The organism is Candidiatus Paracoxiella cheracis, from assembly GCF_049348705.1.
GTDB lineage: Bacteria > Pseudomonadota > Gammaproteobacteria > Coxiellales > Coxiellaceae > Paracoxiella > Paracoxiella cheracis.
Genome location: NZ_CP186485.1, coordinates 807,674 through 819,701, shown reverse-complemented (window position 1 = coordinate 819,701; position 12,028 = coordinate 807,674). Strand labels below are relative to the sequence as shown.

The following is a 12,028-nucleotide window of genomic DNA, read 5'->3' as shown; positions in this document are numbered from 1 at the left end:
TTGTCACATGAGGAGAATAAGCTGATACCCCAAATTAGTCAACTTTTGAACAAATTTAATGTTTCCTTAAGGTTTCAGGCTTCGAATTTCGATTCAATCAAGACATACTATCAAGTACTTATGATACGCAGACCATGAATTACTCCTCTATTGAAGTAAAGTGGACGAAAATCCGATTTGAGCTAATCGAATAGCATTTCAATTGCGGCAGAGAGATTAGGATTACTGTTTTGCGGGCGTAAGTACCAGGGATGTACTTAGCAGCCAAGGAAGGCAATTCCTGAAAAACAGTTACCCTAAGCTCAGCTAGTAAACAGATGACACACGTGATGGCGCTCCACATCCAGGGAGCACGTACTGAAGGGATTCACTCTTGCAGAAATCTAACACTGAGGTATCCTAGACTCACTAGCCTTGATCTCTGGAAAGGAAGAAAAACCACATGAATGAAACTTATGAGCCAGCCGAAATCGAGCAGGCCGCGCAAGAATATTGGACCGAAAATCATAGCTTTGAAGTCAAAGAAGACTTAAGCAAAGAAAAATTCTACTGTCTATCGATGCTTCCCTACCCCAGCGGCGACCTACACATGGGTCACGTCCGCAACTACACTATTGGCGATGTCATCAGCCGCTATCAGATTCTACAAGGCAGAAACGTACTCCAACCCATGGGCTGGGATGCGTTCGGCTTGCCAGCCGAAAACGCAGCGATTCAACGCAAGCTATCGCCCGCTGAATGGACCCGTAAGAACATCAAAAAAATGCGCAAGCAATTCCAGCAACTGGGCTTTGCCTACGACTGGCGTCGCGAAATCGCCACCTGTGATCCGAGCTACTATCGCTGGGAGCAGTGGCTCTTTTTAAAACTCTATGAAAAAGGACTCGCTTATAAAAAAGATGCCGTCGTAAATTGGGATCCCGTTGATGAAACTGTTCTAGCGAACGAACAAGTGGTCGATGGCCGTGGTTGGCGCTCTGGCGCTTTAGTCGAGCGTCGCAAAATATCACAATGGTTTTTACGTATCACCCACTACGCCGAAGAACTATTAAACGACTTAAACGAGCTTAAAGAATGGCCCGAACAAGTCATCACGATGCAACGCAACTGGATTGGCCGATCTAAAGGTGTCACTGCGAACTTCGCTATCGAAAAACACCGTAAAAAAATTGAAATCTTTACAACGCGCCCAGACACGATTATGGGTGTCACTTATGTTGCCATTGCACCAGAACATCCTTTAGCCATTAAAGCGGCTGAAAGCAACAAAGACATCGCCGCATTTTTAAAAAAATGTCGAACGACAAAAGTGGCTGAGGCCGAAGTAGCTACTCAAGAAAAAGAAGGTATATTTTTAGGATTACACGCAACCCACCCTATCACCAAAGAAAAACTGCCCGTTTGGATTACCAACTTTGTACTAATGGAATATGGGTCGGGCGCTGTAATGGCAGTACCCGCACACGATGAACGTGATCATGAGTTTGCGCTTAAATATAGTCTTCCGATAAAGCCGGTTATTGAATCTCCTGAACAACCTGATTGGGACTTTCAAACTGCAGCTTACACCGGCCAAGGTAAATTAATTAATTCCGCACAATTTGATGACCTTAATTCAAAAGAAGCGATTCACGTCATCGAAGAATACCTTGAAAACAACAAACTCGGAGAACAAAAAATTAATTATCGTCTTCGTGATTGGGGTATTTCGAGGCAACGTTATTGGGGAACCCCGATCCCTATGGTTATCTGCAAACACTGTGGCATTGTTCCCGTCCCGGAGGCGGACCTGCCAGTGCTTTTGCCTGAAGATGTGATCCCCACCGGCCATGGATCACCGTTAAAATCTAAAACAAGTTTTTATAAAACGACTTGCCCTAAGTGTGGCAAAGCAGCCGCACGCGAAACAGACACCATGGATACTTTCGTTGAGTCGTCTTGGTATTACGCACGCTACTGTTGCAGCAATCAAGAAAAAACCATGTTGGATGACCGCGCAAAATATTGGACGCCCGTTGATCAATACATCGGCGGCATTGAACACGCAGTCATGCATCTTCTTTATGCGCGCTTCATGCATAAAATATTACGCGACCAAGGCCTGCTAAATTCTAGTGAGCCTTTTATTCGTTTATTAACACAAGGCATGGTACTCAAAGGCGGCGTCAAGATGTCAAAATCGAAAGGCAATATTGTCGCGCCACAAGCTCTGATTAAAAAATATGGTGCTGACACCGTCCGTTTATTCGCAATGTTCGCTGCCCCACCGGAGCAAGATCTTGAGTGGTCTGATACTGGTGTTGAAGGCGCTTATCGCTTCTTGAAAAAACTATGGTCTTTTTCACACAAAGTGTGTGAAACAATGCAAGTCGTGAATGAGCAACAGCTTTCAAAAAACCACAACCCTATCGAAGCCCCTGAATTACAAAAAAAACGTAAACAATTACACGATTATTTAAGACAAGCTAATCAAGATATGGAGCGTTTGCAATTTAACACCGTCGTTTCAGCTTGCATGAAGATATTAAATTTAATCGTGAAATTATCACCCGATGACGATGAAGAAAAATATCTCATCGATGAGGGTTTAAGTATTTTGCTACGCTTGTTAGCGCCGGTAACACCACACATTTCACATAAATTATGGCAAGAACTAAACTTTGGTGAAAATATTTTGCACGCAGGTTGGCCAAAACATAACTCGCGGGCTGTTCAAGCCAGCCATATCGATATGGTGGTACAAATTAACGGCAAATTAAGGGGTCACATTCAGGTACCCCCTGAAGCGGATAAAGCCACTATCGAGAATACGGCATTAAACGAAGAAAATATTCAACGTCACCTCCTCAACAAACAGCTTAAAAAGGTGATCATTGTCCCTAAAAAACTGGTTAACATCGTGGTATGACAAAGGTTAAATTATTTTTATTTTTTCTTATTGGCACTGTCATCTTTAGTTTGGTGGGTTGCGGCTTTCACTCACAAACTATACAAGACATACCACCTCAATTGCGTACTCTTTATTTAGATAGCCCTAACCCTTACAGTCCATTGACAGTCCAGTTACGCAGAACATTGAAGTCTATAAATGTTCACATCACCCAAACTCCACAAACAGCACCCGTAACACTACGCATTATTAACAACAAAATGACTGCCAACATCCCGACTATTATTTACAGTGGTAATGCAACCTCTTATTCCTACACTCTGAGGACTACTTTTGAGATCACCAAACGCAATGGCGAAGTTATTGTTGGTCCAAAAACGCTACACATTTCTCGTTCGGTATTACAAAATGCAAACCAAGTATACACACCCGATGCTACAGACTTATTAAAACGCGAACTTACCCGCAGCATGGTTACATTGATATATAATCAAATAACTGCCCTGAATACATGGAAAGCTTTGAATAAAGCATTTTACAGACAAGGTTTGAACCGACACAAACATTCAGTATAACAAAATGCAATTACATCTTAATCAGCTACAGTCCCACTTAAAAAATAATAGGTTGCTACCCGTTTATCTGGTTAGTGGTGATGTGCCACTGCTCGTACAAGAAACACGAGATGCCATTTATGCTACCGCTCAGCATGCGGGTTATCAACAGCGTGAATTATTTACCATAGAAACAGGTTTTAATTGGAATACATTTACTACCATGGCAGAAAACTTAAGCTTATTCAGTGAAAAAACGTTATTAGAAATTCGAAATCCAACAGCAAAATTTGATACCGCAGGAGCAAATGCACTGATGGATTATTTAGAAAATCCACCGACCGATAAAATATTATTGATTGTTACATCAAAATTAACTTCAGCCCAACAAAAAACACGCTGGTATAAAGCCATTGATAAAGCTGGCGCCACTATCACCATTTGGCCAATCGCCGTCCGCGAGCTGCCAAATTGGATTGCAACACGTTTACAACAAGCAAATTTACAAGCTAGTGCCGATAGCATCCGTTTATTGGCCGAACTCACTGAAGGAAATCTTCTGTCAGCACAACAAGCCATTGAAAAGCTACGCTTGCTTTATCCAAATACGCTCATTACAGCCAAAGAGGTTGCCGAAGTGATCAGCGACAATGCACGCTTTAATATTTTTGACTTAACTAATTACGCACTGCTCGGCGTACAAAAGCGTGTGATTCGCATTTTATCCGGATTGCAATTTTCAGGGACTGAGACGACCTTAGTCTTATGGGCAATTACACGAGAACTCCGCGAGCTTTATTCCATGACCATGCAATTAGAACAAGGACAATCCATCACACAAGTCATCGCTTCACAGTGGCAAACACGCAAGCCCTTATTAAAAAATGCATTAACACGCTTGCATTCAAATCAACTCAATCAAATGTTACAGCATGCCGAACACATTGATCATATCATTAAAGGTATTAAAGTCGGTCGCGCTTGGGAAGAGTTAGAAACGTTATGCCTCACTTTATCAGGCGCTACGATTAAGGAGCGCTCTATTGGCTAAAAATAAAATACTCATTGGTCTGCTTGGCGGAACATTTGATCCCATTCATTTTGGTCATTTAGAAATTGCAGAAAGAATATTAAAACAACTTCATTTTGCAGAAATTCAATTTATTCCAAGCGGACATCCACCCCACCGCGAACCCATCGCCAGCGCAAAAGATCGCTTGGCAATGATAAAACTGGCGATCGCACCGTATAAAAATTTTGTGCTCAACGCTATTGAAACCACCACACAACAAACCTCTTATACCATTGACACCTTAAAAAAATTAAAACAACAAATGCAAAATAAAACATTATGTTTTATTCTCGCCACGGATGCGTTTTCTAAATTCAATCAATGGAAAGATTGGCAGTCGATTTTAGATTACTGTCATTTAATCATCGCACCTCGACCTGATTTTCCCTTACCCGATGAAAGCTGGATGAGGGATTTATTAGCCCAGCATGAAGTTAAATCAGTGAATGAATTGTATGAAAAAGAATCGGGGTATATTTTGATTCAAGATATCTCGAAATCGCGAATTAGCGCGACCAAGATTCGAAAGGCTTTCGCAACGGGTCATTTTCCAGAGGACATGCTGCCAAAATCCGTGATTGACTATATTCGTCAACATCATCTATATCATGAACAGTAGCGTCGTAAACAAATTCTGAGACCTTATTGTTTACAGTAGGAAATCCGTATATCATTGACCGCTTATGATGAATACCGAAAAACTAGCTAAACTCATTATCGACACATTGGAAGACCACAAAGCGCTTCAAATCACGGAGCTCGATGTCACTGAACTCACCGATATCGTCGATCGCATGATCATCTGTAGTGCAACCTCAAAACGCCACGCCAACGCCTTAGCGGATAATCTCATCATGAAATCCAAAGAAGCAGGCATCAAACCACTGGGTGTTGAAGGTGAAGAAGAGTCCGAATGGATACTGATTGATCTACACGATATCATCGTCCATATCATGCTACCGGAAATCCGAGATTTTTATAGCCTCGAAAAGCTTTGGAGCATGACCGAAGAAGCTCGCAAACAGTACGTTGAATAAAGGCACCTCTTAAAACGAACCCCTTCTCGTATTGGCAAGCAATTGAAATGCTGGTATTAACGTCCGCCAAACACACAACTCCCACATCAATACACCAAAACCTGAATGCGTTGCTTTCACCCAAGATGGCATTTATTATGGCAACATGAAGCGAACACGACTGGCCATCAAAGACTACTACAAAGAAACCGCCCTCTTTAGAAACCGCTGCTTGGCGGCGCTCATCATCGTCCTACTCTTTACTATCGTGTTGGTTGCCCGGCTAGCTTTCTTGCAAATCAAAGACCATCGATTCTACTCAACACTATCACGCCACAACCTACTGAACCTCATTCCTATCGAACCCAACCGCGGACTCATTTACGACCGAAACGGGGTGCTGCTGGCTAAAAACATCCCTTCTTTTACTTTAGCGATTATTCCTGACAGCGTACCCAACCTTCAAAAAACTATAGCAAAACTTAACGAAATTATTCCAATCACTCCAAACGAAATTAAACAATTCCATCATATACTTTACCAATATCGCCACTTTCAACCTGTGCCGATTAAATTAAAACTAACCGACTCAGAGGTCGCTAAATTTTATGTTAACCGCTATCGATTCCCTGGCGTGGTCATTCAAACACGACTGCTGCGATATTACCCTTTAGGAGATGTGACGAGCGATGTGATTGGTTATGTCGATCGGATTAATCAACACGACTTACAAAGAGTCAACTCGGATAATTACAATGCCGACGATGATATCGGAAAAACAGGCATTGAAAAATACTATGAGAAACAATTGCACGGAATGATGGGCGCAGAAGAAGCAGAAATCAATGCAAGTGGGCGCGTTGTACGTATTTTAAAACGGATTCCCCCCAAACCCGGTGACACTATTTATTTAACAATCGACAGTAAATTACAAGCCGAAGCTGAAAAGGTAATGGGCGATGAAAGCGGTGCAATCGTCATCATACAGCCAAACACGGGACAAATATTAGCGCTCGTCACAAAACCCACCTACGACCCAAACCCTTTTGTAAGCGGACTCAATCAGGATGATTATTTAAAGCTCCTTAACTCTCCACAGCATCCGCTATACAATCGCGCAACCCAAGGACAATTTGCACCAGGTTCTACCATTAAACCTTTCTTTGCATTAGCCGGTCTCGATGATGATGTCACAACACCACAATATAAAATTTATGACCCAGGCTGGTTTCAATTACCAAACACCGCTCACATCTACCACGATTGGTGGCGTAGCGGCCATGGATGGGTGGATCTACGCAAAGCCATCATTGTTTCCTGCGATACCTATTTCTACAATCTGGCTGTGGGCATGGGTATTAGCCGCATGGTTGATATGCTCCATAAATTCGGCTTCGGCAATCCAACGGGTATCGATATGCCCGGAGAGCTGGGAGGCTTAGTCCCAACTCCTAAGTGGAAAATGGGTGCTCATGGGCATCCTTGGTACACTGGTGACACGATCATAACAGGCATCGGCCAAGGCTTTTTATTGATCACCCCTATCCAGCTTGCTCAAGCGGTATCGACCCTTGCAGAACACGGAAACCGGTTTAAACCTGATCTAGTGCTAAAAACAGTTTCGCCGACTGGCAAAGTCACTCCTCAAGAACCCATTCCAGAACCCCCTGTTTTGCTCAAGCATCCTAAATATTGGGATTTTGTCATCCACGCAATGGAGGGAGTTGTCGCGCCCGGCGGCACAGCAGACTTCTTTGGCAGACACCATGGATTTACCGTCGCTGCCAAAACAGGGACAGCGCAGGTTTATGGTCACCAACGCGACGAAGATACAACACGCACGGATATTCCAAAACGTTTACGCAACAATCACCTGTTCATCGCTTTTGCTCCTGTTGAAAACCCACAAATAGCTGTTGCGATAGTGGTTGAGCATAGCGCCATGGCTGATAGAATGGCGGGTAAGATATTTAACTATTACTTTCAACATCCGATAAAACAACCAACAAACGATAACAACAATGAGCTACCCACACCATCAACTTAAATACTCGTACGAGTCGAGATTAAAACGCAAAATGTCCCAATTGCGATGGCGCTCATTACATATTGACCCACCCCTCGTCGTATTTTTATTTGTGTTGGCGGGTCTCGGCCTCTTTATTCTTTTTAGCGCTAGCAATGAGAATACCGATATCATCGTCAAGCAATCACTTCGACTGGCACTTGCTTTTGCCGTAATGTTTGTATTCGCCTACATTCCCCCAAAACGTTATTATCAGTGGGCTCCGTGGATTTATACCATTGGATTGCTACTATTAGTCGCCGTGTTATTTTTTGGCGAAGTCGATAAAGGTGCGCGTCGTTGGTTAGATTTAGGTTTTTTAAAATTTCAACCATCAGAAATTATGATGCTCGCCATGCCGATGATGATCGCACGATATTTAAGTGATAAACAGTTGCCCCCTAAATTAACACCTCTGATTTGTTCCTGTCTATTGTTAGTCATACCCGTATTGCTAACCGCTAAACAACCGGATCTCGGTACTGCGATTATAATTGCTGCTTCTGGTTTCTGTGCATTACTCTTGGCAGGTTTAAGTTGGCGACTCATTTTAAGTTTGATTGGAATAGCGGCCGTGAGTTCTCCTGTCGTTTGGCATTTCATGCATCAGTATCAAAAAGAACGCGTGCTTACTTTTTTAAATCCAGAGCGTGACCCCCTCGGCAGTGGTTATCACATTATTCAATCTAAAATTGCCATCGGCTCGGGTGGCCTATTTGGAAAAGGATGGCTCCAAGGCACACAGTCTCATTTACAATTTTTACCCGCTCATTCAACCGATTTTATTTTTGCTGTTAACGGCGAAGAACTCGGATTTATGGGTTGTATTTTATTGCTTATCGTTCTTTTAGCTGTTTTTGCACGCTGCCTTTATATCAGCAGCCAAGCTCAGGATACGTTTACACGCATTTTATCGGGAAGTCTAAGCCTCACCTTTATCATCTCTGCATTTATTAACATTGGCATGGTGGTCGGCATATTGCCAGTTGTGGGAGTACCATTACCTCTAATCAGCTACGGCGGCAGCTCCATGGTGATCATCATGGCGGGATTTGGTATGATCATGTCGATTCATACGCACCGTAAGCTCTGGTCTAGCTAACAGCCTGCTTTGAGAGGTTTTTGTCAAAAATTCAAACACATGCTATGATAGACCCTTTTGTAATCATGAGAGAGACCATGACATCATTGCTAAAACGAGTCGCCACACTCATCGCTGCATGTTCATTCCTGTTTGCCAGTATCAACTCTTACGCTGATACTAAACCCGATCAGGAAACGAAGCCGCTTCATTTTTCTGAAAAAGCAGAAGTTTTTATTGATTATATGGTGAAAGTACATCACTTCAATCGCAAAAAACTGACACACCTGCTGAGTCAAGTGAAGTATAATCAAGATGTCATTTATAAAATCTCTCACCCCTATGAATCAAAACCCTGGAATGTTTATAAAGCCCACTTTCTCACTCAAGCACGCATCGAAAACGGCGCACTTTACTGGAAAAAACATGCCAAAGCATTGGAATATGCACAAAAGAAATATGGTGTTCCGGCAAGCATCATCGTTGCCATTATTGGTGTAGAAACAAATTATGGTCAACACACCGGCTCTTATTATGCTATCGATGCATTGAGTACACTTGCTTTTACGTATCCAAAACGCTCTCACTTCTTTACTAAAGAGCTTGTACAATATTTATTATTAACGAAAGAACAAAACTTTCCGCCCTTATCCGTGAAAAGCTCCTATGCAGGTGCAATCGGTATTCCACAATTTATGCCGAGCACGTATCGTCACTATGCCGTAGGTTATGCGAGCAAAAATCATTCTGACATTGTAAAAGTAGATGCAGATGCTATCGTCAGCATAGCAAATTATTTCTGTGTTAATGGCTGGGAAAGACATCAACCTATTGCCAGTGAATTTTCGAATGCCAAGCCTTTTAATCCAAAATTGATTTCGGATAAACCAAGACTACGAATCACCGTTCGTGAACTGGAAAAAATGGGAATTCATCCGGCAACAAAAATGATTTCTGCTAACGAAAAAGCAGCGATCGTTGAATTGCAGAATGAAACCGGAGAAACATATTGGTTAGTTTTCCATAATTTTAAAGTCATCATGAAGTATAATCCACGTGTTACCTATGCCATGGCAGTTTACCAATTAAGTGAGGCAATCCAAAAAGCGCATGACCAACAAACTTCTGGAACAGGCCCAACAACAACATCAGCAAGGAAAGCTTGAAGAGGCACTCGAGAGTTATCAACAAGTCTTAAAGGATGATCCCAATCAACCCGAGTTGTTACATCTCGTTGGTATTATACAAGCACAACTCGGAAATTTCTCGAACTCATTACAGTATTTGAATTATGCTATCGAACTGCAACCCGAAGCAGCTACCTTTTATAATAGCAAGGGAAATGTGTTATTACGCACAGATCAGTTGGTCGAAGCAACCAAGGCCTATCACATTGCCATCAGCTTAAAACCAAATTATGCTGTGGCTTACAATAATTTAGGCAATAGTTTTTACCGCCAACATAAATTAAATAATGCAAAAAAAGCCTATCAAAAAGCGATTGCGTTAGAACCCGATTTTGCTAATGCTCATTTTAATTATGGACGACTCCTAACGGAAGAAGAGGATTATGATTTTGCAATCAGCGAGCTGAAAAAAGCTATTTCTCTCGATGAAAATCACGGACCAGCGCTCGGTCAACTCGCTCATATCTATCAGCATAAAAATGATTTTACAAAAGCTATTGAGTATTTTAAAAAACGTTCAAAGCTCCAACCGCATCATGTAGAGACCCACCATGATCTAGGAGTCGCGCTTCTAAAAGTAAAGGACTGGGCGCAAGCCAGTGAGCAGTTAACTTATACGATTGAGTTAGATCCACAGCATCCTCTGGCAAATTATCATTTAGCTACCGCCTGCTTACAAATGGGTGAACACAAAAAAGCGTTAAACCATTATCTACGCCAGATCGAAATCGAGTCGCATTTAGAGAGTTATTATAATATTGGCGTTCTGTTGATGTATGAAGAACGTCATCGTGATGCCATTGACTATTTAAAAAAGGCACTCGACTTAAAGCCGACGTATTTCGATGCACATATCAATATTGCTGCCATTTATCTTAAGTTGGGACGCACGCAGGAAGCCATCGAACACTATCAATTAGCGTTAAAATTAAGACCCAATGACCCTGAAATTCTACATATACTTTCAGCTCTAGAACAAAAAGAAACACCCCAAACAGCACCGTCGGAATATGTCCAACATTTGTTTGATCAATATGCCCTTTATTACGACCTACACTTAACCCAACATTTAGACTATCAAGTTCCTACACAAATTCATCGAGCAATTGAAATTGATACGAATGCCGATCATCCTGAATGGAAAATTGTAGATCTCGGCTGCGGGACAGGTCTGTGTGGCGAGCTATTTAAAGACATGGCAAAAGAGTTAATTGGCATCGATATCTCCGCTAACATGATCGACATTGCCAAACAAAAAAATATTTACGATGAAGTGATCGTTGGCAACATCCAAGATGTCATTGATAATTTCAAAGATGTTGATTTGATCATAGCCGCTGACGTGCTCACGTATGTTGGTGACTTGGACAGCCTCTTTTGTAAAGTCAACGCGTCTCTAAAAAAGGGCGGGCATTTTACATTTACGGTCGAAAAAACAGCCGAGCCATCCTACATTTTGCAACAAAACATCCGCTACGCACACAACAAGTCGTATCTGGAATCGCTCATCAAGCATTATCAATTTAATAAGGTGCGATTCGATAATATCACCCTACGCAAACAAAAAGGGAAACCCGTTGAAGGGTTCCTCGTTGTTCTTAAAAAATAATAGCGGGTCTGTCGAAATTATTTTGCAAGGAATTTCAATTGCGTGCTAGCCAAGTTTGGGGTGTCTGTTTTTCGGGAATCACCATCCCTGGTTGCTAAATACCTCCATGGTACTTACGCCCGCAAAACAGGCACTCCAACCTCTCTGCCACAATTGAAATGCTAATATTTATATCCACTAAACAAATACCCATTTTGTCTCAAAACATTTTTTCAAAATAATTTCGACGGGCGCCAATATTATTTATTTAATAATTTGAATCTATTTAATAATTTTGGCATAATGGCCAACTGTCAAGCGTGTCGCGATGCTCGTGATAGATTATTGCCATCCCTGTCAATAATCGACTCGCAATACGCGACAACTTAAATAGCCGCGGACGTCCTCGTCGCCCGCGCTCCGCGACCTCACGGCTCGACTACGCACGGGCTCTCAAATGACTTGACGGCTCGTAAAGATTTTTTGCAGTCGCTTACGCTCGGCAAAAAATCCGAGCCTACCGCGGAATACGCGCCTTCGCTTCGCTCTCCATGGCGCGCATCGACAGATTACAG

9 protein-coding genes are annotated in these 12,028 nt (G+C 42.2%); all 9 read left to right on the top strand.

Going from position 1 to position 12,028, the window contains the following annotated elements:
- The first annotated feature begins 442 nt into the window (after window positions 1-442).
- The 9 genes from leuS to ACJMKR_RS04285 all read left to right on the top strand — a co-directional run bounded on the left by leuS (window position 443) and on the right by ACJMKR_RS04285 (window position 11,474).
- The gene (gene leuS, locus ACJMKR_RS04325; RefSeq protein WP_423063930.1) at window positions 443-2,908 is read left to right on the top strand and encodes a leucine--tRNA ligase; all 2,466 of its coding nucleotides are present in this window, start codon (window positions 443-445) and stop codon (window positions 2,906-2,908) included.
- Complete coding sequence (gene lptE, locus ACJMKR_RS04320) at window positions 2,905-3,465, top strand: LPS assembly lipoprotein LptE (protein ID WP_423063929.1); 561 nt, start codon at window positions 2,905-2,907, stop codon at window positions 3,463-3,465. The genes leuS and lptE overlap by 4 nt, the downstream gene beginning before the upstream one ends.
- Window positions 3,466-3,517: 52 nt before the next feature.
- The gene (gene holA, locus ACJMKR_RS04315) at window positions 3,518-4,495 is read left to right on the top strand and encodes a DNA polymerase III subunit delta (RefSeq protein ID WP_423063928.1); all 978 of its coding nucleotides are present in this window, start codon (window positions 3,518-3,520) and stop codon (window positions 4,493-4,495) included.
- Window positions 4,488-5,135 carry a nicotinate-nucleotide adenylyltransferase gene (gene nadD / locus ACJMKR_RS04310; RefSeq protein ID WP_423063927.1) on the top strand — a complete coding sequence of 216 codons (648 nt, stop codon included), beginning with the start codon at window positions 4,488-4,490 and terminating at the stop codon, window positions 5,133-5,135. The genes holA and nadD overlap by 8 nt, the downstream gene beginning before the upstream one ends.
- Before the next feature lie 67 nt (window positions 5,136-5,202).
- Window positions 5,203-5,553: a ribosome silencing factor gene (gene rsfS, locus ACJMKR_RS04305; RefSeq protein WP_423064186.1), complete on the top strand. Its 351-nt coding sequence runs from the start codon at window positions 5,203-5,205 to the stop codon at window positions 5,551-5,553.
- Between the two features lie 145 nt (window positions 5,554-5,698).
- On the top strand, window positions 5,699-7,579 hold the full coding sequence (gene mrdA / locus ACJMKR_RS04300; protein ID WP_423063926.1) for a penicillin-binding protein 2: 1,881 nt from the start codon (window positions 5,699-5,701) through the stop codon (window positions 7,577-7,579).
- Between the two features lie 31 nt (window positions 7,580-7,610).
- Window positions 7,611-8,699 (top strand): rod shape-determining protein RodA, encoded by a 1,089-nt coding sequence (gene rodA, locus ACJMKR_RS04295; protein WP_423063925.1) that lies wholly within the window; start codon window positions 7,611-7,613, stop codon window positions 8,697-8,699.
- Between the two features lie 20 nt (window positions 8,700-8,719).
- A complete protein-coding gene (gene mltB / locus ACJMKR_RS04290; protein ID WP_423063924.1) occupies window positions 8,720-9,844 on the top strand; it encodes a lytic murein transglycosylase B in 1,125 nt (374 codons plus the stop codon).
- Complete coding sequence (locus ACJMKR_RS04285) at window positions 9,789-11,474, top strand: tetratricopeptide repeat protein (protein WP_423063923.1); 1,686 nt, start codon at window positions 9,789-9,791, stop codon at window positions 11,472-11,474. Before mltB ends, ACJMKR_RS04285 begins: the two co-directional genes overlap by 56 nt.
- Window positions 11,475-12,028: the final 554 nt, after the last annotated feature.

Excerpts from the sequence above, each read along its gene's own strand:
- leuS (WP_423063930.1), top strand. The coding sequence starts at position 443 with ATGAATGAAACTTATGAGCCAGCCGAAATCGAGCAGGCCGCGCAAGAA.
- lptE (WP_423063929.1), top strand. The coding sequence starts at position 2,905 with ATGACAAAGGTTAAATTATTTTTATTTTTTCTTATTGGCACTGTCATC.
- rsfS (WP_423064186.1), top strand. The coding sequence starts at position 5,203 with ATGAATACCGAAAAACTAGCTAAACTCATTATCGACACATTGGAAGAC.
- mrdA (WP_423063926.1), top strand. The coding sequence starts at position 5,699 with ATGAAGCGAACACGACTGGCCATCAAAGACTACTACAAAGAAACCGCC.
- rodA (WP_423063925.1), top strand. The coding sequence starts at position 7,611 with ATGTCCCAATTGCGATGGCGCTCATTACATATTGACCCACCCCTCGTC.
- ACJMKR_RS04285 (WP_423063923.1), top strand. The coding sequence starts at position 9,789 with ATGACCAACAAACTTCTGGAACAGGCCCAACAACAACATCAGCAAGGA.